Annotated in this window: 24 protein-coding genes; 19 read left to right on the top strand and 5 right to left on the bottom strand. The window is 34.2% G+C overall.

The genetic code is table 11. From position 1 onward, the window contains the following. The first annotated feature begins 2 nt into the window (after window positions 1–2). The 9 genes from ACZ1AQ_RS07890 (at window position 3) to atpG (ending at window position 6241) form a co-directional block, all read left to right on the top strand. Window positions 3–392 (top strand): bactofilin family protein, encoded by a 390-nt coding sequence (locus ACZ1AQ_RS07890; protein WP_489632383.1) that lies wholly within the window; start codon window positions 3–5, stop codon window positions 390–392. Next, on the top strand, window positions 373–600 hold the full coding sequence (locus ACZ1AQ_RS07885; protein ID WP_489632382.1) for an AtpZ/AtpI family protein: 228 nt from the start codon (window positions 373–375) through the stop codon (window positions 598–600). Before ACZ1AQ_RS07890 ends, ACZ1AQ_RS07885 begins: the two co-directional genes overlap by 20 nt. Further along, window positions 600–995: a hypothetical protein gene (locus tag ACZ1AQ_RS07880; protein WP_489632381.1), complete on the top strand. Its 396-nt coding sequence runs from the start codon at window positions 600–602 to the stop codon at window positions 993–995. The genes ACZ1AQ_RS07885 and ACZ1AQ_RS07880 overlap by 1 nt, the downstream gene beginning before the upstream one ends. A gap of 118 nt (window positions 996–1113) precedes the next feature. Then, window positions 1114–2271, top strand: a complete 1158-nt coding sequence (gene atpB, locus ACZ1AQ_RS07875) for a F0F1 ATP synthase subunit A (protein WP_489632380.1) — start codon at window positions 1114–1116, stop codon at window positions 2269–2271. Between the two features lie 96 nt (window positions 2272–2367). Next, window positions 2368–2559 (top strand): ATP synthase F0 subunit C, encoded by a 192-nt coding sequence (atpE, locus tag ACZ1AQ_RS07870; protein WP_078212011.1) that lies wholly within the window; start codon window positions 2368–2370, stop codon window positions 2557–2559. Between the two features lie 87 nt (window positions 2560–2646). Next, window positions 2647–3147 carry a F0F1 ATP synthase subunit B gene (locus ACZ1AQ_RS07865; RefSeq protein ID WP_489632379.1) on the top strand — a complete coding sequence of 167 codons (501 nt, stop codon included), beginning with the start codon at window positions 2647–2649 and terminating at the stop codon, window positions 3145–3147. A gap of 2 nt (window positions 3148–3149) precedes the next feature. Beyond that, window positions 3150–3683 (top strand): ATP synthase F1 subunit delta, encoded by a 534-nt coding sequence (atpH, locus tag ACZ1AQ_RS07860; RefSeq protein WP_489632378.1) that lies wholly within the window; start codon window positions 3150–3152, stop codon window positions 3681–3683. A gap of 38 nt (window positions 3684–3721) precedes the next feature. Continuing rightward, complete coding sequence (gene atpA, locus ACZ1AQ_RS07855; protein ID WP_438061374.1) at window positions 3722–5299, top strand: F0F1 ATP synthase subunit alpha; 1578 nt, start codon at window positions 3722–3724, stop codon at window positions 5297–5299. Window positions 5300–5380: 81 nt separating this feature from the next. Then, on the top strand, window positions 5381–6241 hold the full coding sequence (atpG, locus tag ACZ1AQ_RS07850; RefSeq protein ID WP_489632377.1) for an ATP synthase F1 subunit gamma: 861 nt from the start codon (window positions 5381–5383) through the stop codon (window positions 6239–6241). Window positions 6242–6295: 54 nt separating this feature from the next. Here atpG and ACZ1AQ_RS07845 read toward each other — a convergent pair whose 3' ends face one another. Further along, window positions 6296–6565, bottom strand: coding sequence for a hypothetical protein (locus tag ACZ1AQ_RS07845; protein ID WP_489632376.1), 270 nt, complete (start codon window positions 6563–6565; stop codon window positions 6296–6298). A 227-nt stretch (window positions 6566–6792) separates the two neighbouring features. Here ACZ1AQ_RS07845 and ACZ1AQ_RS07840 point away from each other — a divergent pair, with 227 nt between their 5' ends. The 9 genes from ACZ1AQ_RS07840 to ACZ1AQ_RS07800 all read left to right on the top strand — a co-directional run bounded on the left by ACZ1AQ_RS07840 (window position 6793) and on the right by ACZ1AQ_RS07800 (window position 16480). After that, window positions 6793–7236 (top strand): GNAT family N-acetyltransferase, encoded by a 444-nt coding sequence (locus ACZ1AQ_RS07840; protein WP_489632375.1) that lies wholly within the window; start codon window positions 6793–6795, stop codon window positions 7234–7236. Window positions 7237–7618: 382 nt separating this feature from the next. Then, the gene (locus tag ACZ1AQ_RS07835; protein WP_489632374.1) at window positions 7619–9082 is read left to right on the top strand and encodes a lipopolysaccharide biosynthesis protein; all 1464 of its coding nucleotides are present in this window, start codon (window positions 7619–7621) and stop codon (window positions 9080–9082) included. A gap of 119 nt (window positions 9083–9201) precedes the next feature. Beyond that, the gene (gene dut, locus ACZ1AQ_RS07830; RefSeq protein WP_489632373.1) at window positions 9202–9636 is read left to right on the top strand and encodes a dUTP diphosphatase; all 435 of its coding nucleotides are present in this window, start codon (window positions 9202–9204) and stop codon (window positions 9634–9636) included. 137 nt (window positions 9637–9773) lie between these two features. After that, a complete protein-coding gene (locus ACZ1AQ_RS07825; protein ID WP_489632372.1) occupies window positions 9774–10790 on the top strand; it encodes a sugar phosphate nucleotidyltransferase in 1017 nt (338 codons plus the stop codon). Window positions 10791–10802: 12 nt separating this feature from the next. Next, the gene (locus tag ACZ1AQ_RS07820) at window positions 10803–12152 is read left to right on the top strand and encodes a tetratricopeptide repeat protein (RefSeq protein ID WP_489632371.1); all 1350 of its coding nucleotides are present in this window, start codon (window positions 10803–10805) and stop codon (window positions 12150–12152) included. Beyond that, a complete protein-coding gene (lolB1, locus tag ACZ1AQ_RS07815; protein WP_489632370.1) occupies window positions 12152–12928 on the top strand; it encodes a lipoprotein insertase outer membrane protein LolB1 in 777 nt (258 codons plus the stop codon). Before ACZ1AQ_RS07820 ends, lolB1 begins: the two co-directional genes overlap by 1 nt. A gap of 23 nt (window positions 12929–12951) precedes the next feature. Next, entirely contained in the window at window positions 12952–14175 is a 1224-nt protein-coding gene (locus ACZ1AQ_RS07810; RefSeq protein WP_489632369.1) for a murein hydrolase activator EnvC family protein, read from the top strand. A 106-nt stretch (window positions 14176–14281) separates the two neighbouring features. Continuing rightward, on the top strand, window positions 14282–15670 hold the full coding sequence (locus tag ACZ1AQ_RS07805) for a murein hydrolase activator EnvC family protein (protein WP_489632368.1): 1389 nt from the start codon (window positions 14282–14284) through the stop codon (window positions 15668–15670). Between the two features lie 69 nt (window positions 15671–15739). Then, entirely contained in the window at window positions 15740–16480 is a 741-nt protein-coding gene (locus ACZ1AQ_RS07800) for a lysophospholipid acyltransferase family protein (protein ID WP_489632367.1), read from the top strand. A 194-nt stretch (window positions 16481–16674) separates the two neighbouring features. Here ACZ1AQ_RS07800 and recA read toward each other — a convergent pair whose 3' ends face one another. From recA to ACZ1AQ_RS07780, 4 genes are all read right to left on the bottom strand, one after another. Beyond that, window positions 16675–17682: a recombinase RecA gene (recA, locus tag ACZ1AQ_RS07795; protein WP_489632469.1), complete on the bottom strand. Its 1008-nt coding sequence runs from the start codon at window positions 17680–17682 to the stop codon at window positions 16675–16677. A gap of 173 nt (window positions 17683–17855) precedes the next feature. Beyond that, window positions 17856–18365, bottom strand: coding sequence for an acyl-CoA thioesterase (locus ACZ1AQ_RS07790; RefSeq protein WP_489632366.1), 510 nt, complete (start codon window positions 18363–18365; stop codon window positions 17856–17858). A 26-nt stretch (window positions 18366–18391) separates the two neighbouring features. Continuing rightward, window positions 18392–18775, bottom strand: coding sequence for a DoxX family membrane protein (locus ACZ1AQ_RS07785; protein WP_489632365.1), 384 nt, complete (start codon window positions 18773–18775; stop codon window positions 18392–18394). A gap of 5 nt (window positions 18776–18780) precedes the next feature. Continuing rightward, a complete protein-coding gene (locus ACZ1AQ_RS07780) occupies window positions 18781–19929 on the bottom strand; it encodes a DNA polymerase III subunit (RefSeq protein WP_489632364.1) in 1149 nt (382 codons plus the stop codon). A 349-nt stretch (window positions 19930–20278) separates the two neighbouring features. Here ACZ1AQ_RS07780 and ACZ1AQ_RS07775 point away from each other — a divergent pair, with 349 nt between their 5' ends. After that, entirely contained in the window at window positions 20279–20719 is a 441-nt protein-coding gene (locus ACZ1AQ_RS07775; protein ID WP_489632363.1) for a hypothetical protein, read from the top strand. Window positions 20720–20752 lie beyond the last annotated feature (33 nt).

The following is a 20752-nucleotide window of genomic DNA, read 5'->3' as shown; positions in this document are numbered from 1 at the left end:
TTATGTTTGATAAAAAAGATAAACCACCTTACACCGATTTATTAGGTAAGACCAATAGAATTGTAGAAGCGACTCATATTAAAGGCGATATTTTTTCCCCTGCCGATTTTAGATTAGACGGAGAATTGATTGGAAATTTTACTTCGAATGGGAAATTAGTAATTGGTCCTTCTGGAAAAGTAATTGGTAATATTGTTTGCAAAAATGCGGATATCGAAGGGGTTTATAACGGAAAAATAACGGTACACGAATTACTTAATATCAAAGCAACAGCTTCTGTAGAAGGCGAAGTGTGTATAGGAAAGTTGGCTATTGAACCTGGTGCTCATTTTACAGCCACTTGTGTGATGCAAACCATAGAAAACAAAAAGGATGGAACCCAATCCAAATAAACGAAAACCTAATAAATGGTTGGCCTTAATCAATATCCCTATCCAAATGGGAATATTGATTTTTTTATTTGCTTATTTAGGGCATTGGTTAGATGAGAATCACCCGAGTCCAAAAGTATACTACGTTAAAATTTTAGTTATTGTTGGTGTTTTTTTGGCAATGTACAATGTGTACCGACAAGTAAATGAAATCAATAAACATCAATAATGAATACCTCTTTTTTTAAAAAAATCTTTCCCCTTTTGTTAGCTATACTAATTGCCTTTGGAGTACACGAAGGGCTGTTTTTTGTATTAAAAATTAATACCCAAGAATTTATTTATTCTTTACCAGAACTTTATGCTTGGTTTACTTTATTTACATTTTTGGTTGTTTGTGTTTTGCTATTTGTTAAAAGGAAAAGTTTAGATAACGTAGGGATGAGTTTTTTACTGGTGACCAGTGTAAAAATGGTGTTTTGTTACCTCTTGTTGCGCCCTATATTAAAAGTAGCAACTCTTCAAAATTCTGCCGAAAAAATAAACTTTTTTGCACTTTTTATTCTCTTTTTGCTAATTGAGACACTTTTCACTATTCGCTTAGTAAACGAAAAGCAAAAATAGGGGGTTGAAAAAGCCAAATCCGCAAAAAAATTATTTTTTATATTCTTTTGCATATTAATAAAAAATGTACCTTTGCACCAAATTTCAGAAACGTAATAAATTAAGATAATTAACTGTTATGGTGATTTCAAACAAACCACTTCGATTTTTAGTAGCAATTTTAGTAGCATTTCTTCCTTTATTATCTACAGCAAACCCTGTTGTTGATAGTACAAAAGTTGAGGTTGAAGCACATGAAGGAGCAGTTGCTCACGAAGGGAAACAAGAAGGTGCGCATGCTGAGCCACAAGATGTAAAATCAGAAATCAAAGAATTCATCAATCACCACTTATTAGATTCACATTCTTTTAATTTTAATGCCAATAAAGAAACTGGAGAACACTACGGATTTTCATTGCCAATTATTCTTTGGGATAATGGTTTGCAAGTATTCTCTTCAGCTGAATTTCACCACGGCCCTGTAGCCGATGTTGCAGAGCACAACGGTAACTTCTACAAATTACACCACGAAAAAATTTATAAAACCGATGCTAAAGGTACACTTACTGAAGAGCACGGTCATCCAACAAATGTTCGTCCATTAGATTTGTCAATTACTAAAAGTGTAATTGGTATTTTGCTAGTTTCTATTTTAATGTTGGTATTGTTTACTAGTTTAGCCAAATCTTATGCTAAAAATGGAGGTATTGCGAAGGGAGTAGGACGTTTCTTTGAGCCTCTAGTAATCTATGTAAGAGACGAGATTGCAATTCCGAATATTGGGGAGAAAGGGTACAAAAAATACATGAGTTATTTATTGACTATTTTCTTCTTTATCTTTTTCTTGAATATTTTAGGGTTAACTCCATTTGGATTCAATGTAACAGGTAATATTGCGATTACTTTTTCATTAGCTATCTTAACGTATTTAATCACAACATTTACCGCTAATAAAAATTATTGGGCACACATTTTCTGGATGCCAGGAGTACCAACACCAATGAAATTTATCCTAGCGCCTATCGAATTATTAGGAACCATCATTAAGCCATTTTCATTGATGATACGTTTGTATGCTAACATTTTAGCAGGTCACGTAGTATTGATGAGTATTATCGGGTTGATGTTTATTTTCAAAAGCTGGATCGGAAGTACTTTGTCATTTGGATTGGCATTTGCACTTTCTATTCTAGAAATATTAGTGGCTTTCCTTCAAGCGTATATCTTTACTATGTTGTCTGCTCTTTATTTTGGAGCTGGTAACGAAGAGCACCACCACGAAGAAGCACACCATTAAAAGTTAGAAATTAGAAGTGAGAAGTTAGAAATTTTCTAACCTCGAATTTCTAACCTCTAACCTCAAATTGAATGTTTAATTTTTAATATATATATTATGCAAATTCCAACTATTGTAGGAGCAGGATTAATTGTAATCGGAGCAGGTTTAGGTATTGGTAAAATTGGTGGTTCAGCAATGGACGCTATTGCTCGTCAACCAGAAGCTTCTGGAAAAATCCAAACAGCTATGCTTATTGCAGCTGCACTTATTGAAGGTATTGGTTTCGCTGCGTTATTCGCATCTTAATTAAAGACTAAAAAACAATAGTTACAACGGTTGGTTGTGACTATTGTTTTAAAATTAAAACATTAAAATTATATAATAGAGATAAAAATGGATAAGTTAATAAATGATTTTTCGTTTGGTTTGTTTATTTGGCAAATAGTAATATTTGTTGGATTGATTCTTTTGTTGAAAAAATTTGCATGGAAACCAATTCTTGACGCAGTAAACGAAAGAGAAGAAGGAATCAAAAATGCTTTAGAATCTGCTGAAAATGCAAAGAAAGAAATGCAAGATTTGCAAGCAGACAACCAACGTATTTTACAAGAAGCGAGAGTAGAGCGTGATACTATGCTTAAAGAAGCTCGTGAAATGAAAGAAAAAATCGTTGCTGATGCCAAAAATGAAGCACAAGCTCAAGGTCAAAAAATGATCGAGCAAGCGAAAGCGGCAATCGAAAGTGAAAAAAATGCGGCTATGAATGAGTTGAAATTACAAGTTTCTACTTTGTCATTGAGTATTGCAGAAAAAGTATTAAAAGACGAATTATCTAACAAAGAAGCTCAAACTAAATTGGTTGAGAAAATGTTAGGAGACGTTAAATTGAACTAATCATGGCAGGTACAAGAGCAGCAATTCGATATTCGAAAGCAATTCTAGACATTGCCAATGCAAAGCAAGTTGCGGAAGCAGTGAACAATGATATGAAGTTGATAGGTGACACTATTGCTTCTAATTTAGAATTAAGCACTTTCATTCAAAATCCAACTTTGAAAGTTGAGGTTAAAGAACAAGCCCTTTTAGAAGTTTTTGCTTCTGCAAATGGTGTAACCAAAGGCTTATTTCATCTATTATTCGAAAACAAAAGATTCGAAATTCTAGAAGATATTGCTTCAGAATACAACAAATTATTTGATATCATGAATGGTGTTGAAGTGGCACAAGTTACTACAGCAATTCCTATGGATGCTGCTTTAGAAGCTAAAGTGTTGGCTAAAATTGCCACCCTTTCTGATAAAAAAATTCAAATTGAAAATACAATAGACCCTGCTATCATTGGAGGTTTTATTTTAAGAATAGGTGACAAGCAATACAATGCTTCTGTTGCTAACAAATTGCAAGTTTTAAAAAGAGAATTAAGTAACTAGTTTTATCACACATTTAAGTGTCTAAATTATAAAGTAAGATGGCGGAAATCAAACCTGCTGAAATTTCAGCAATATTAAAGAAGCAAGTTGAAAGTTTTGAATCTGGTGCTACACTAGAAGAAGTAGGAACAGTACTTAATGTTGGAGATGGTATTGCTCGTGTTTACGGGCTATCTAATGTTCAATATGGTGAGTTAGTTGAATTTGAAAATGGGTTAGAAGCAATCGTTTTGAACCTAGAAGAAGACAACGTAGGGGTGGTACTTTTAGGACCATCAACTGGAATCAAAGAAGGTTCTACTGCCAAAAGAACACAACGTATTGCTTCTCTTAAAACAGGAGAAGGAATGGTAGGACGTGTAGTAAACACTTTAGGTCAGCCAATTGATGGTAAAGGACCAATCACAGGTGAATTATACGAAATGCCATTAGAAAGAAAAGCTCCTGGAGTTATCTTCCGTCAGCCAGTAACTGAACCATTACAAACAGGTGTAAAAGCAGTTGATGCTATGATTCCTGTAGGACGTGGACAACGTGAGTTGGTTATTGGTGACCGTCAAACTGGTAAATCAACAGTTTGTATCGATACTATCTTAAATCAAAAAGAATTTTACGATGCAGGTCAACCTGTATTCTGTATCTATGTAGCTATTGGTCAAAAAGCTTCTACCGTTGCTGGAATTGCAAAAATGTTAGAAGAAAAAGGAGCAATGGCTTATACAGTGATCGTTGCAGCTAATGCTTCTGATCCAGCTCCAATGCAAGTATATGCTCCTTTCGCAGGTGCTGCAATTGGAGAGTATTTTAGAGATTCTGGTCGTCCAGCATTAATCGTTTATGATGATTTATCTAAACAAGCGGTAGCTTACCGTGAGGTGTCTCTTTTGTTAAGAAGACCTCCAGGACGTGAGGCTTACCCTGGTGACGTTTTCTACTTACACTCTCGTTTATTAGAAAGAGCTTGTAAAGTAATTGCTGATGACTCTATCGCTAAAAACATGAATGATTTACCAGATTCATTAAAAGGAATCGTTAAAGGTGGTGGTTCATTAACAGCTTTACCAATTATCGAAACACAAGCGGGTGACGTATCAGCTTATATCCCAACAAACGTAATTTCGATTACAGATGGTCAAATTTTCTTGGATGGAGATTTGTTCAACTCTGGGGTTCGTCCAGCGATTAACGTAGGTATCTCTGTATCTCGTGTGGGTGGTAACGCTCAAATTAAATCAATGAAAAAAGTAGCGGGTACTTTAAAATTAGACCAAGCACAATTCCGTGAATTGGAAGCGTTTGCTAAATTCGGTTCTGATTTGGATGCTGTTACTTTGAATGTAATTGAAAAAGGAAAAAGAAACGTTGAAATCTTGAAACAAGGTTTGAACGACCCTTATACTGTTGAAGACCAAATCGCAATTATTTATGCGGGTTCTAAAAACTTGTTGAGAAATGTTCCTGTTGATAAAGTAAAAGAATTCGAAAAAGATTTCTTAGAGTATATGAACAACAAAAACAGAGCAACTTTAGATGCTTTGAAAGCAGGAAAATTGACAGACGAAATTACAGATGTAATCGAAGCTGCAGCAAAAGAAATTTCAGCAAAATATAACTAAAAAGTACTAAGTAAAGAGTATTAAGTATCAAGATTTCGTGGTACTTAATACTTAATACTTAACTCTTAATACTACAATTAAATGGCTAATTTAAAGGAAATCCGTAATAGAATTGTTTCCATTTCATCTACGATGCAAATTACATCGGCAATGAAAATGGTTTCTGCTGCAAAGTTGAAAAAAGCACAAGATGCCATCACTGCGATGCGTCCTTATGCTGAAAAACAAACGGAGTTACTACAAAACCTTTCTGCTACCTTAGATGGTGATGTAGGAGGTGAGTATACTACACAAAGAGAAATCAAAAAAGTGTTATTGGTAGCTATTACTTCTAATCGTGGTTTGTGTGGTGCTTTTAATTCTAACGTAATCAAGGAAGTCAAAGCACGTGCAGACTATTACTCAGGGAAACAAGTAGATATTTTTGCTATTGGTAAAAAAGGAAACGATGTTTTGGGCAAAAGTTTTACTGTAGTGGGTAACGAGAGTAAAGTTTTTGACGCCTTGAGTTTTGAAAACGTAGCTACAATTGCTGATAATTTAACGCAACAATTTATTGCTGGTAATTATGATAGAATTGAATTGGTATACAACCAATTTAAAAATGCTGCTACTCAAATCGTTCAAACCGAACAGTTTTTGCCATTAGCTCCTATCCAAGCAGATAAATCAGTTACTCCTGGAGATTATATTTTTGAGCCTTCAAAAGAAGAAATCGTGTTGACTTTGATTCCTAAATCATTGAAAACGCAATTATATAAAGGAATTAGAGATTCATTTGCTTCAGAACATGGCGCTCGTATGACTGCTATGCATAAAGCAACAGATAATGCAACGGAATTACGTGATCAATTGAAGTTAACGTATAACAAAGCCCGTCAAGCTGCCATTACTAGCGAAATCTTAGAGATCGTTGGTGGAGCAGAAGCTTTGAATGCTTAATTCGTTCTATACACAAAAACAAAAAGAGCCAACAGATGTTGGCTCTTTTTGTTTTTAATATTTCTTATGATTCCACTTTAATACTTGTTGTTTTTGCTTTGGTTTTTCATTGGTGCTAACCAGCACTTTTATGGCAAAAATTGAGTCTATTTTTTTCTGGTCATAGATGACTAACCAAGAATTAGACTTTGTTTTTTTACTTTCCCATACAGAAGTTGCTATTTCTTCTTCTATAATGGGTAAGGCCATCTTTCCTTTTTTTTGTGAATAAGCTAAAGTAGAAAGTATAGAAAATAGTAGTAAAGAAAGTAATTTTTTATGCATTTTAATTTTGGGTTAGTTTGTCTGTACTGTAACTAAAATTGTGCCAATGGCTTTTTTTTAGTTTAAAACCGTAAGAATTAGATTTATATTGCTTTGATGTTTTCTTTTAGCTTGCAAACAAATTTTAGAATGAACTAGTTTTTTTTATTAGATTTTCCCAAAATTCACCTTCCCACATCTTTCCAACTCATCTCTTTTTCTCTAATTTTACACTTTTAAAATAACCTATGGAAATTCAACTTAGAGAATTGAGCACTAAAGAAGAGATGCTGGCTCGTATTGACATGATGCGTCATTTGTACCCCACATTTACCATTGAAAAATATGATAGGTATCTAACAGAAATGATTCCACACAACTATAAACAGCTTGCCGTTTTTGCAGGTGACGTTTGTTTGGGTATTACGGGTTTTTGGCAAGGGTATAAATTATGGTCTGGAAAATATATCGAAATCGATAATTTTGTGGTGCATCCCGATCATCGCGCCAAAGGCATTGGAAAAATGATGACGGACTATATCGATGCTAAAGCCAAAGCTACGAATTGCACCATGATCGTTTTGGATGCATTTACAGGAAACTTTAATGCGCATCGTTTTTATTACAACCAAGGGTATGTGCCTAAAGGCTTTCATTTTTTGAAAATCATCAATGAAGAGGGGCTTTCATAAAATTTTAAACATATAAGGCATATAAGGTCATTTAAGTTTTTTCTTTGTGAACCTTGTGTAAATCTTTTTGTTCTTTGCGGTTAATTTTTTACTATATAAGGTCGTATAAGTCACGTTTGAAATAAAAGATTAATTTCCTTTGTGTATTTTGAGTAACCCTTTGTTTACTTTGTGGTTAAATTTAACACCAAAGTAAACGGCTACTATTCTTATATGACCTAATATGTCTTATATGGTTCAAATAACAGTTGCTATTCAAAAAAGACTTCAATGACTTCAATGTTTAAATTTAACCACAATCCATGCGGTTAAATTTTTTTTACTAAGTCAACCGTGAATTCCCTATTTTTGTTTTTTTAAGTCAAATCAAAACCAAACTACTTTGGGATTATATAAAAGTCTTTTCAAACAAACTGCGATATACGGTTTAGCAACTGTTTTACCTCGTATGCTCAGTTTTTTATTGGTGCGCTTGTACACCGGGATTTTACCAACAGCAGAGTATGGCGAAGTATCTGTCGTTCTCTCTTGGATGGTTTTTTTCAACGTGATTTTATCGTACGGAATGGAGACTGCTTTTTTCCGATTTTATAGTGCTGAAACCGACAAAGAAAATGTCATTGCCACTAGTACCATTTCTATTTTTTGGTCATCCATTTTCTTTTTGTTTGGGGCTTTAATTTTCAGAAACACTTTAGCTACCTGGGCTCATGTAGATGTGCAATACATTACCTATTCTATTTGGATTTTGGTTTTAGATGCCCTAGTGATTATTCCTTTCTCAAAATTAAGGGCTAACAAACGCCCTATGATGTATGCTATCATCAAAATAGGGAATGTAGTCGTAAACTTAGCACTCAACCTTTATTTCTTATTGGTTTTACCTAAAATTTATGCCGATAGTCCCGACTCTTTTCTAGGGAATATGTATGTCGATAATTTTGAAATCGGGTATATTTTTGTGTCCAATTTGTTAGCGAGTTTACTAACTTTTGTAGTGCTTTCTCCTGATTATGTTTCTTTAAAACGCAATTTTGATGCCGTACTTTGGAAAAAAATGATGCGTTATGGTTTACCAATCTTAATTGCAGGAATTGCTTTTGCGGTAAACGAACATTTTGATAAAATTTTATTAAATTATTGGTTGCCAGACAACATTGCCAAATCCGAAGTAGGAGCTTATTCTGCTTGTTATAAATTAGGGCTTTTTATGGTACTTTTTGCCACAGCTTTTCGATTAGGAATTGAGCCTTTTTTCTTCAGCCATGCTAGTAACGAGAACGCGCCACAAACCTATGCGATGATTACCAAATATTTTGTCATTTTTGGTTCTTTGATTCTTTTGGGAGTAATCGTTTTTGCTGATATTTTAAAACTTTTATTATTAGACAATGAATCGTATTGGGAAGCGATGAAAGTGGTCCCATTGATTATCTTGGCCAACTTCTTTTTGGGGATTTACAACAATCTTTCGGTTTGGTATAAGTTAACAGACAAGACGATTATTGGAGCGTATATTTCTATAGTTGGTGCACTTTTGACTTTGTTACTAAACTATATTTTAATTCCAACCTTTAGCTATTACGGTTCGGCTATTGCTACGATTTCAGCTTATGGAAGTATGATGTTAATTTCCTATATTTTAGGCAATAAATACTATCCAATTCCTTATGATATGGAGAAAATAGGGGCATATTTAGGAATCTCTATTGTGTTTTCGGTAATTTCTTTTTACGGATTTAGAGAAAATTATTTCGTAGGAATTCCGTTATTGCTTGCGTTTCTTTATTTCATTTATCACAATGAGAAAACCACAATTTTAAATATTATTAAACGAAAAAAATAAGAAGGAGCTATTTCCTGCTGTACGCTATATCTGTGGTCCTGAACCCCAGGACCACAGGATGCCGCTTCCATCAGGGCTAGGGCCAAGTAGTAATCAAGACTTTTAGATTTAAACAAAAAATGACTATCAACATCATCAATACATCCGCACACGATTTACCTCATTATGAAACCATCGCTTCGGCAGGAATGGATTTGCGTGCGAATATAACCGAACCCATTACTTTAGCACCTTTGTCTAGAGCTATCGTAAAAACAGGTTTGTTTATTGAATTACCCATAGGTTACGAAGCACAAGTAAGACCTCGTAGTGGCTTGGCGGCCAAAAACGGAATCACCGTTCTCAATGCGCCAGGAACAATTGATGCCGATTATAGAGGAGAAATTGGTGTGATTTTAGTAAATTTATCCAATGAGACTTTCGTAATCCAAAATGGAGAACGCATCGCTCAATTAGTAATTGCCAAACACGAACGTGCCGAGTGGGTCGCGGTCAATGAATTATCTGAGACCTCTAGAGGCGCTGGAGGCTTTGGTAGCACGGGAGTAAAATAGTAAACAGTGTTCAGCTTTTAGTGTTCAGTTCGCAGTCGGTAAAGGCAGTGTTTGAATAAAAGCTGGTAAAAAAATAATCAGAAGAGTATTTCGTTTTGTCTTAATACTTAATTCTAAAATCTTAATACAAATTTATAATGAAAATAATAGTACCAATGGCGGGACGTGGGTCTCGTTTAAGACCACATTCTTTAACCGTTCCAAAACCATTAATTCCTGTTGCAGGTAAACCTATCGTACATAGATTAGTAGAAGATATTGCCAAAATTTTAAAACAACCCATAGAAGAGATTGCTTTTATTTTAGGAGACGAAGCCTTTTTTGGAGACGATGTCGTGTCAAGTTTACAAGAATTAGCCCAAGGATTAGGCGCGAAAGCTTCTATTTACCGACAGGATTTACCGTTGGGAACAGGCCACGCGATTATGTGTGCCAAAGAATCGTTGTCTGGGCCAGCAGTTATTGCTTACGCGGACACTTTAATTCGTGCCGATTTTGAGTTAGATCCAGAAGCTGATGCTGTAATTTGGGTAAAACAAGTTGACGAACCAGAAGCTTATGGCGTAGTAAAACTAAATGCTCAAAATGAAATCGTAGAATTGGTAGAAAAACCAAAAGAGTTCGTGAGTGACTTAGCCGTTATCGGGATTTACTATTTCAAAGACGTAGATGTACTTAAGCAAGAGTTACAGAAAGTATTGGATAACAACATCCAAAATGGAGGAGAATACCAAATCAACGACGGTATCAAAGGAATGATGGCCAATGGCAAAGTTTTCAAAACCGGAAGTGTAGACGAATGGATGGATTGCGGAAACAAAAATGTAACGGTTGAAACGAATGGTCGTATGCTAGGATTCTTGCAGCAAGACGGTGTTAATTTGATTGATCCTTCAGCGAAATTAGAGAATGCGACTATTATTCCACCTTGTTTTATTGGTGAGAATGTTGTTTTATCTAACGTAACTATTGGACCTAATGTATCTTTAGGAAAAGCTTGCCACGTTTTTGATTCAACCATCAAAAACAGTTTGATACAAACGCACGCTCACATCAAAAACGCAACTTTAGATAATGCGATGATTGGAAATCACGTTACCTATGACGGGAATTTTACAAGCATAAGTATTGGAGATTATTCGGTTTTAGAATAAAAAAAACGTAAAATGAATCGTAGTATTGTAGCATTCTTGGTTATAGGATTCTTTGGAATTCCAACTTTCGTTCAGGCACAAGCTGAACCAGAAGAGATTGCTATGGCTACCAACGAATTTCAAGATTCTTTTTATGAAGCATTAAAGCAAAAGGGAATTGAGAATTATGATAAAGCTATTGTATCCCTTGAAAAATGCTTGAAATTACAGCCCGATGACGCTGCTGTACATTATGAGTTGGGCAAAAACTATTTAGCATTAAAAAATTATGAAAGTGCTTATGCTTCTTTCGAAAAAGCAACCAGCATTGATCCAAAAAATAAATGGTTTTGGGTAGGAATGTACGATGTGGCTTATGCTACTAAATCGTATACCCAAGGTATTTTGGTACTTCAAAAGTTAATTCCATTGGATCCAAATTTTAAGGAAGATTTGGTGAGTTTGTACATGGCAACGAACCAATACGACAAAGCTTTGGAATTAATCAATCAATTGAATGAAACGGTTGGAAAATCAGATCAGAGAGAAGCCTATAAAATTCGAATTTTATCGCAAGGGAAATATCAAAATACTGAGATTGACCATTTGATTGGACAGATTGAGAAATTTCCAAAAGAGGAATCCAATTATATCGATTTGATCTATCGCTACTCCAAAAATAATGAAGTTGAGAAAATGCTCGAAGTAGCTAAAAAGTTAGAAAGAGAAATTCCAACTTCGGAGTGGGCGCAAGTAAGTCTATTTAAATTTCATATCGAGAAAAATGACGGTCCAAAAGCCGTTCAATCAATGAATGTAGTGTTGGCTAGTAATAAAATTGACACTAAAATTAAACATCGAGTGCTGAATGAGTTTTTACTTTTCGCTGGAAAAAATCCACAATACGATGCCGATTTAGAAAAAGCAATTACTATGTTGGAGGCCGACCCAAAGGTTCCTGTTGCCAAAGAAGTTGGTAATTTTTACTACAACAAAAAACAATGGGAAAAAGCTGTAAAGTATTATGAAAAGGCATTAGTAACAGACCCTAACTTGCCACTAGAAACACCTATCTTGTTGCTACAAGCTTACACCGAGATGAAACAATATGAGGTATTGTCTAAAAAGGCACAATCCTTGTTAGAACGTTATCCATCGCAACCTCATTTTTATTATTATGCTGGTTTGGGATACAACCAATTACAACAATTTAAAAAAGCAAAAGATGTGTTAGAAACTGGAATAGATTATGTGATTGAAAATCCAGTTTTAGAAACTAATTTTTATATTCAATTAGGCGAAACATTTAATGGTCTTGGAGATATGGCTAAAAAAGATTTCTTTTTTTCCAAAGCCAATCAATTAGTAAAAGAAAAGAAATAATGAAGAAATACGGATTACTTTTTGTTCTCATAACACTGATTTCTTGTAAATCTAAGTCGGGTGTGGTGATGACTGCTGCACCAAAAGAAAACAAGAATACTACTAGTACTGTCATCGAAAAATTATACCAAAACAAAAATGATTTTTCGACTTTGTATATCAAATCTAGCGCGAATTACGCTGATGAAAAGATGTCACAAAATGTAACGGCTGAGATTAAAATAAAAAAAGACGAACAAATATTAGTGAGTGTTCGTTTTTTGGGAATTACAATGGCCAAAGCCTTAATTACTCCAGAAGGAGTAAGTTATTACGAAAAAGTTAATGGGAGTTATTTTGAAGGTGATTTTAAAGGGTTGAGTCAATGGCTTGGAACGGATTTGGATTATTCAAAAATTCAAAATTTGTTAGTAGGACAAGCTATAGATGATTTGACAAAAGGTAAATATAAAGAAACCCTTGAGGCAGATCAAAAGTATAAACTAGAAGATTTGTCTAAAGAGAACACTCAAAAATCTTTTTTTATTGATGCCTTAAAGTTTGTGCTACAAAAACAAGAAATTGCGCAAGCCAAAGAGGGCAGAAGCATTGAAGTTGCTTATGGTGTTTTTGAACAACATACGAATGTAACTTTGCCTTCTAATGTTCAAATAGTAGCCCTTCAACCCAAAGGGAAAACCGAAATCAAACTCAATTATAATAACATAACTGTAAACGAAGCACTTTCTTTTCCATATAGTGTCCCAAGTGGCTATAAAAGAATTTTAATTAAGTAAATTTGAATCAAAATATTTTTGATATGCCAAAATTTCTCCTTAGTATACTTTTCTTGTGTTTGACTTCATTGGTTTGGGGACAGGAATCCCAGCAAGAAAAGTTAGAACAACGCAAAGCACAGATTCTTCAAGAAATTAGAGAAAATGAAAGCCAGTTACAATCGGTTAAGAAAAAAGAAAAATCGGCAGTTACGGTGGTAATGTTGCAAGCCAACAAAATCAAATTGCAAGAAAAATTAATCAAGACTACCGAAAAGCAGGCTAAGATCTTGGGAAATGATATGTACATAAACCAAGTAAAAATCAATAAACTTAAAAAAGAGCTAGAAATACTTAAAGAAGATTATGCTCGAATGATTGTTAAGTCCTATAAAAGTAGGTCAGAAGAGAGTAGAGCGATGTTTTTATTGTCTTCTGAAAATTTCTTGCAAGCTTACAAGCGAGCGCAATACATGAAGCAGTATTCTAGTTTTCGAAAAATGCAAGGTGAAGAGATTAAATCCAAATCACTCGAATTGCAAGACTACAATGGCCGTTTAGCTATTCAGAAAAAGGAAAAGCAAAAGATTATTGCCGAAAGAGAAAAAGAGCGTTTAGCATTAGAAAAACAGAAGAAAGAACAATTGCGTTTGGTCAATGCTATCAAGAAAGACAAAAACAAAATTATGGCTGCGATTCGTAAAAAACAATCCGAAACCAAAGCCATTGACCGTCAGATCGATCGATTGATTAGAGAAGCCATTGCCGAGGCTAACAGAAAAGCGGCCAAAGACGGAACGGCAACAGGTGGATCGTCCTCAAGAATTGCATTAACAGCTGAGGCTAAAATTTTGGCCGATAACTTTAGAGCCAACAAAGGCAAGTTACCTTGGCCAGTAGAAAAAGGGTTTGTGTCTCTAGGTTTTGGTAAACAGCCACATCCAGTTTATCCAACACTTGTAATCAACAATAGTGGTGTAGAGATTACTACAGAGTCAGGAGCTTATGCACGTTCTGTTTTTGCTGGAGAAGTGACCAACATTATGGTGCTTTCTCCTGTAAACAAAGCGGTAATGATTCAGCATGGAGATTGTTTTACGGTTTATCAAAACTTAAGTTCTGTAACGGTTTCTAAAGGTGATAAAGTAGGGATTAAGCAAAATTTAGGAAAAATTAGAACCAACAGCGAAGGGAAAACGGTACTTAAATTTACCATCTCTCAAAATGCTACTTATAATAATCCAGCAAGTTGGTTATACAATATGTAATCTTTTTTTAAGTTATACTAAAAGCACTATTTTATCTTAAGATTAAATAGTGCTTTTTTAAATTCTACTTTAGAAATAACTATTTTTGCAAAAAAAATAAAGCTACATGCCTAAGTCTCTTTTTAGTTTAGTATTACTTGGTTTTACCACTTTTGTATTTGCTCAAAAATCCCAACAAGAAAATCTAGAACTCCGAAAAGCTAAGATTCAAAAAGAGATTATTGATAATGAAAAGAAGTTACTGACCGTAAAAAAGAAAGAAAAAACGGCCGTTGAAGTAATGGATTTGCAAACGAAAAAGATAAAACTCAAAGAAACTTTAATTCAAACTACCGAGAAGCAAACACAATTGTTAAGCAATGATATGCAGACCAACGAGTTGAAAATTGACCGTTTAGACAATGAATTGAATTTGCTAAAAGTTGATTATGCTGAGATGATTCTCAAATCCTACAAGAGTCGTTCAGAAGAGAGTAAGGCGATGTTTATACTGTCGTCTTCTAGTTTTTTGCAAGCCTATAAAAGACTTCAATATATGAAGCAATATGCGAGTTATCGCAAAGCACAAGGCAAAGAAATTGAACTCAAATCAAAAGAATTAATGAGCTTTTATCAACAGTTGAAAGCTCAAAAAAATCAAAAAGAACGTCTTATAGCCGAAAATGAAAAAGAAAAACAATCATTGGAGGAGGCCAAAAAGGAACAACAGAAAATTGTGAATTTGCTACAAAAGGACAAAAAAAAGATTGCTGCTGATATCAAAAAGAAACAGCAAGAGGCTCGTAATATCGACAGAGAAATAGACCGATTAATACGTAAGGCTATAGCCGAAGCCAATAGAAAAGCAGCTTTAGCCAGAGCTGCCAAAGAAAAAGCACTCAAAGAAAAAGCTGCTAAAGAGAAGGCTTTGGCAGATAAATTGGCTAAGGAAAAAGCTTTGGCCGAAAAAGCCAAAAGTGGGAGTAAGAAAGATGCTAAACCGAAAGAAATAGTTGTTCCTGTTAAAGACAATCCATCCAAAGCTGTAGCCATTGCCCCCGTTTCATCAACCAAAATGGAGTTGACTTCAGAAAGTAAATTAGTTTCTGATAATTTTAAAGCAAATAAAGGAAGATTACCTTGGCCAGTAGATCGAGGCGAGGTTTTTATTGGTTTTGGTACCCAGGCCCATCCCGTATATAAAACTCTTACGATTCAAAATAGTGGATTGTCTATTGCGACTTATAATGGCGCTCACGCAAGAGCGGTTTTTGCAGGAGAAGTATTTTCGGTTATTGCTATTTCAAATAACAAGGCGGTGATGATTCAGCATGGGGATTATTTTACCGTGTACCAAAACTTGAGTACAATTAATGTCAGTAAGGGCGATAAGGTAAGCACTAAACAAAGTCTAGGAACTATTCGTACCAATTCTGATGGAAAGACCATCTTGAAATTTACTTTATGTCAAAACGTGCATTACATTAATCCTAAACCTTGGTTGTCTCCAAAATAATGTAGGATTTAAATTTTCTTGCTCGATTTTTTTTACAATTCGTATTCAAAATTCCTTACTTTTGAAACCATGAGAATTTTGAAAGTATTTTTTTGGATAATTTGGAGGGTTTGGTTTTACATTTTGATAACCATTCCTATTTTGGTAATGTTTCCTTTTTTGGTTATCTCGATTCTTACAGAAAGTGGGTATCCATATTTTTTTAAGATGGCCCGAGTTTGGGCAAAATTTATTTTGTTTGGAATGGGTTTTACTTACAAAGTAAATCAAGAGCCAATTTTAGAGGCTAAAACAAGTTATATGATTGTGGCCAATCATACTTCGATGGTAGACATTATGTTGATGTTGGCCATCATAAAAAATCCTTTTGTTTTTGTTGGAAAACAGGAATTGTCTAAGATTCCGTTGTTTGGATTTTTCTATAAAAGAACTTGTATTTTGGTTGATCGTGGTTCAGCTAAAAGTAGAAGAGATGTTTTTGAAGCTGCCCAGCAGAGAATTAACAGAGGTCTAAGTGTTTGTATTTTTCCAGAAGGGGGCGTTCCTGACGATGAATCTATTGTGTTAGATGAATTTAAAGATGGCGCTTTTAGACTAGCCATTGAACATCAGATACCGATTTTGCCCATAACTTTTCCAGACAACAAAAAGCGTTTTTCTTATACTTTTTTTAGTGGAAGTCCGGGTTTAATGCGTGCATATATTCATGCTATTGTACAAACCAATGGTTTGACAAGTGAATATAGAAAAGAAATAAAAGAAAAGGTCCGTTCGATTATACTTAAAAAATTAATAGACTTTGAAAAGTAAGGTAGAACTATTTTTTCTGTTCTTCTTTATTTTTTAATATTTCGACACGCTACTCAAATTTTTTTAAATATGCGATTCTCAATGATTTTAAAATTAAGTTTTTTTCTTTCTTTTATGAGATAGTATGGTAAAAAAAAGCTATCTGTTCATAAACAAAGTAGAAAACAGATAGCTTTTTTTATTTTTTGAATGGTTTATTCGTTAGCCAATTCTTTGATATGTGCTTTTATTTTTATTTCTAATTCATCGGCTAATTCTGGATTATCTTTGATTAAAGTTTTTACCGCATCACGACCTTGACCTAATTTGGTTTCACCATAGCTAAACCAAGACCCAGCTTTTTTGATAATTTCAAATTCTACAGCAAGATCTAGAATTTCTCCAGTTTTAGAAATTCCTTCACCATACATGATGTCAAACTCAGCCACTTTAAATGGTGGTGCTACTTTGTTTTTTACAATTTTGACTTTGGTACGGTTTCCTAAAACATTTTCGCCATCTTTAATTTGTGTAGAACGACGAATGTCTAAACGAACAGAAGCATAAAATTTCAAAGCATTACCACCTGTTGTTGTTTCTGGGTTGCCAAACATCACACCGATTTTCTCTCTTAATTGATTGATAAAAAACACGGTACAGTTTGTTTTGCTAATTGTTCCAGTTAATTTTCTTAAGGCTTGTGACATTAAACGAGCATGTAAACCCATTTTTGAATCTCCCATTTCACCTTCAATTTCACTTTTTGGAGTTAAGGCAGCAACAGAGTCGACTACTACAATATCGATGGCTCCAGAACGAATTAAATTTTCGGCAATTTCTAGGGCCTGTTCTCCATTATCGGGTTGAGAAATAATTAAATTTTCAATATCAACTCCTAATTTTTCAGCATAATTTCTATCAAAAGCATGTTCAGCATCTATAAATGCTGCAATTCCACCAGCTTTTTGTGCTTCTGCTATAGCGTGTAAAGTTAGTGTGGTTTTACCCGAAGATTCAGGACCAAAAATTTCGATGATTCTCCCTTTTGGATATCCATTAACTCCTAAGGCTAAGTCAACGCCCAAAGAACCAGAAGAAATGGTTTCTACTTCTTCGATGGCTTTATCGCCCATTTTCATTACAGTTCCTTTACCGTAAGTTTTGTCTAATTTGTCTAGCGTTAATTGTAACGCTTTTAATTTGGCTTCTTTATCTGAACTCATCTTTTCTTTCATCTAATTTTATAGGTTTATAACTAATTATTGGCGTATAGGTTACTATTTTTTATGGTCACAACAAAAGGGTTGTTATATTTAAGTTGAAGTAAAAATACATTTTTTTTTCATGCTAATGATGCATCATTGAGTATTCAACATAAAAAGAAATTTTATTATGTCTAACTAAATAAGGCTTTCAATTCTGTAGCGTCATGAGGGTTCATTTTTCCTGCTAGAACCAGGCTTAATTGCTTTCTTCGTAAAGCGGCATCAAATCGTTGTTTCTCTAATTCGGTCTCTGGAATAATTGCAGGTACTTCTACAGGTCTACCCGTATCGTCCACAGCAACAAAAGTGTAGATTCCTTCATTTGCCTTAGTTCGGTTACCAGATTCTCTATCTTCAATCCATACGTCAATATAAATTTCCATAGAGGATTTGAAGGATCGGGACACTTTGGCTTCTACCGTAACTACACTACCAATAGGGACTGCTCTGTTGAATGCAACATGATTTACAGAAGCCGTTACAACGATTCTTCTTGAGTGCCTGCGTGCTGCTATACTTGCTGCACGATCCATACGGGCCAAAAGTTCCCCGCCAAAAAGGTTGTTCAAGGGATTAGTTTCACTTGGTAAAACTAAATCGGTCAAAATGGTTAACGACTCTGAAGGATGTTTTGGAATCATATCGGTAATAATATATTAAAATTAAATTAGTTGAGCCAATAAACAGCAATTACAGCTGGTATAAAATAAATTACTATAGTTCTTGCTCCATCATAATCTTTGGCTAAACGCTGGCCAAAAAGCAACATTAGCAAAGTAATACACGAGAATAAGGCACCATAGTATCCGTACAGTTTTCCATTAGTCATGTATAATTCGATGCTTCCAACAATACATAGAATGCCAGAAATTAATTCGAGTACTAATATATGTGCCAAAGCAAGAGGTACTTGATTTTTTAATTGTGTTTTCGAAAAGTGTTCTTTAAGCCAGTTTACATTGTCTTTCCAATAGAATATCTTGTCATATCCTGATTGGATGAAGGTAATGGCCAAAAATACTAATAATAGAAGTGAGGCTGTATTGTTCATAATTGTTATTTTTTATGTAATAATCGAGTTAATTGAATGGATAAATCAGTTAAAATAATCTTTGCATTTCCATTTCTTTCGATATGGTACAATGCCTCCGAAAGTTGATGAAAAATATCATTGATGTTATTTCCATGAATGAATGGAGCAAAATTTTCCAATTTAAATTTATCAACTTTAGGAGATAAATAAACTAATGGATGAGCTTGATAATTAAATAATAAAGCTTGACGAAACATTTCGATGCAGAACTCTAAGAATTTTTTTTGTTTTTCTCTACCCAATAGAGCGATCTGTTCACTCCATTGTATCAGATCTTGAATAGCCGATGCATTTCCTTTTGCTTTAAATGCGGCTCTGACCCAAACGACAAACCATTCTTCAAAAACCAAATCATCAGCATCTTGATTAAGTAAATGCAAGGCTTTATTATAATTTCCTTGAGCTTGATGCGCTAGATTTTGAGCCAAGCTTGGGTCAAGTTTGTGCAAATCGATTAAGGCTTGAGTGATTTCTTGTTCAGGAATACCGTTAAAATGAATGGCTTGACATCGGGAACGAATGGTCGATATGATGGCTTCTTCATTTTCAGTAATCAATAAGAAAACAGTTTTTTCAGGAGGTTCTTCCAAAAGTTTTAACAACTTGTTTGCCGCTGCCGTATTCAATTTATCGGCCATCCATATAATCATTATTTTGTAGCCGCCTTCGTAGGATTTTAATGCTAAAGATTTTAGCATTTCTTGTGCGTCATCTACTCTAATTTCTCCTTGTTTGTTTTGTACACCCAAAAAAGTGTACCAGTCCAGTAAGCTACCATAAGGATTTTGTAGTACAAATGAACGCCAATCTGAGACGAAATCGATGCTTTTAGGTTTGCTTTTTACCTCTTCTGTACTAACTGTTGGGTAAATAAAATGAAGATCTGGATGAGCTAAATTTTGAAATTTCAAATTGCAGCTTTCATTCCCATGTTCATTCACGCCATTTGAATTATTACACAATATATATTGAGCATAGGCTATTGCCAAGGCTAATGTGCCACAGCCCTCTGGTCCTACAAATAACTGTGCATGAGGTATTCTTCCAGATTCGGCACTTCTAATGAGGTGATTTTTAATGTGTTGTTGACCTAAGATAGATGAAAATTGCATGAAGCAAAGATAAAAGAAAATGATTGAGACGAAAACTTTCTAGATTAAACTTTCAGTCGAATACTAAGCCAAGTTAGACTTTTTTTATTTGTAAATAATTACTGTTTATTAACAATTTGTAATTGTTAAATTTTTGATTTTTTCAACTCAGGTTCTTGTTAAATTAAGGTTAATGCATTACGTATAAACACCTATAAAACAAAGGATTAACTTCTGTTTTTATCGACGAACTACATTTTTTTTTAATATATGTACTATTTTTTATTCATAAAATTATCGTAAAAAGTTGTGAGTTAAGTTAATTTGTTTATTTTTGTTATTAACATTTTAATTAACAAAAAAGAAAAGCATGAAAGGGAAAATTATTTTTTTTGGGTTAGTATTATTTTTAATGGTTGGATTCGCTTCGGCTCAAACCAAAGTGCCTCAAAGTATTATTAGTAGAACAGCTTTAGTAAAGAAATACTACTCGAAGCCGGAATTGGAGCAATTACAGAAAGGACCTTTGTTGGAATTGTACATCGAGAGAATTAAAGTATTAGTTAAAACGTTACCTTATATTGCATTAGTAAGTAAGCCAGGTGTTACATTGACAGATTTAGGTATTCCTGAAGATGCTAATAACACGAAAGCTTTGACTGTTCAATCAGAAAGTATGAACTCTTTCTTGGATGTTACAGTTGATTTTCAAAGAAAAATGGTGCCTTATGCAGACAAAGGAAATTTAATTTCTGCCATTTTGTTTTATGAAGAAACTTTAAAATCATTGAATTCTTTAGGTGAAAACTAGAAGTTTTCTTTAAATAAAAGTTTTATTCGTTTA

Source organism: Flavobacterium sp. UM26, from assembly GCF_057922445.1.
Note: the sequence above shows the minus strand (reverse complement) of the source record. Positions and strands in the feature narration are given on the sequence as shown.

What these genes read in the sequence shown, in the direction of transcription:
- ACZ1AQ_RS07890 (WP_489632383.1), top strand. Translation starts at nt 3, where the DNA reads ATGTTTGATAAAAAAGATAAACCACCTTACACCGATTTATTAGGTAAG.
- ACZ1AQ_RS07885 (WP_489632382.1), top strand. Translation starts at nt 373, where the DNA reads ATGGAACCCAATCCAAATAAACGAAAACCTAATAAATGGTTGGCCTTA.
- ACZ1AQ_RS07880 (WP_489632381.1), top strand. Translation starts at nt 600, where the DNA reads ATGAATACCTCTTTTTTTAAAAAAATCTTTCCCCTTTTGTTAGCTATA.
- atpB (WP_489632380.1), top strand. Translation starts at nt 1,114, where the DNA reads ATGGTGATTTCAAACAAACCACTTCGATTTTTAGTAGCAATTTTAGTA.
- atpE (WP_078212011.1), top strand. Translation starts at nt 2,368, where the DNA reads ATGCAAATTCCAACTATTGTAGGAGCAGGATTAATTGTAATCGGAGCA.
- ACZ1AQ_RS07865 (WP_489632379.1), top strand. Translation starts at nt 2,647, where the DNA reads ATGGATAAGTTAATAAATGATTTTTCGTTTGGTTTGTTTATTTGGCAA.
- atpH (WP_489632378.1), top strand. Translation starts at nt 3,150, where the DNA reads ATGGCAGGTACAAGAGCAGCAATTCGATATTCGAAAGCAATTCTAGAC.
- atpA (WP_438061374.1), top strand. Translation starts at nt 3,722, where the DNA reads ATGGCGGAAATCAAACCTGCTGAAATTTCAGCAATATTAAAGAAGCAA.
- atpG (WP_489632377.1), top strand. Translation starts at nt 5,381, where the DNA reads ATGGCTAATTTAAAGGAAATCCGTAATAGAATTGTTTCCATTTCATCT.
- ACZ1AQ_RS07845 (WP_489632376.1), bottom strand. Translation starts at nt 6,565, where the DNA reads ATGCATAAAAAATTACTTTCTTTACTACTATTTTCTATACTTTCTACT.
- ACZ1AQ_RS07840 (WP_489632375.1), top strand. Translation starts at nt 6,793, where the DNA reads ATGGAAATTCAACTTAGAGAATTGAGCACTAAAGAAGAGATGCTGGCT.
- dut (WP_489632373.1), top strand. Translation starts at nt 9,202, where the DNA reads ATGACTATCAACATCATCAATACATCCGCACACGATTTACCTCATTAT.
- ACZ1AQ_RS07825 (WP_489632372.1), top strand. Translation starts at nt 9,774, where the DNA reads ATGAAAATAATAGTACCAATGGCGGGACGTGGGTCTCGTTTAAGACCA.
- ACZ1AQ_RS07820 (WP_489632371.1), top strand. Translation starts at nt 10,803, where the DNA reads ATGAATCGTAGTATTGTAGCATTCTTGGTTATAGGATTCTTTGGAATT.
- lolB1 (WP_489632370.1), top strand. Translation starts at nt 12,152, where the DNA reads ATGAAGAAATACGGATTACTTTTTGTTCTCATAACACTGATTTCTTGT.
- ACZ1AQ_RS07810 (WP_489632369.1), top strand. Translation starts at nt 12,952, where the DNA reads ATGCCAAAATTTCTCCTTAGTATACTTTTCTTGTGTTTGACTTCATTG.
- ACZ1AQ_RS07805 (WP_489632368.1), top strand. Translation starts at nt 14,282, where the DNA reads ATGCCTAAGTCTCTTTTTAGTTTAGTATTACTTGGTTTTACCACTTTT.
- ACZ1AQ_RS07800 (WP_489632367.1), top strand. Translation starts at nt 15,740, where the DNA reads ATGAGAATTTTGAAAGTATTTTTTTGGATAATTTGGAGGGTTTGGTTT.
- recA (WP_489632469.1), bottom strand. Translation starts at nt 17,682, where the DNA reads ATGAGTTCAGATAAAGAAGCCAAATTAAAAGCGTTACAATTAACGCTA.
- ACZ1AQ_RS07790 (WP_489632366.1), bottom strand. Translation starts at nt 18,365, where the DNA reads ATGATTCCAAAACATCCTTCAGAGTCGTTAACCATTTTGACCGATTTA.
- ACZ1AQ_RS07785 (WP_489632365.1), bottom strand. Translation starts at nt 18,775, where the DNA reads ATGAACAATACAGCCTCACTTCTATTATTAGTATTTTTGGCCATTACC.
- ACZ1AQ_RS07780 (WP_489632364.1), bottom strand. Translation starts at nt 19,929, where the DNA reads ATGCAATTTTCATCTATCTTAGGTCAACAACACATTAAAAATCACCTC.
- ACZ1AQ_RS07775 (WP_489632363.1), top strand. Translation starts at nt 20,279, where the DNA reads ATGAAAGGGAAAATTATTTTTTTTGGGTTAGTATTATTTTTAATGGTT.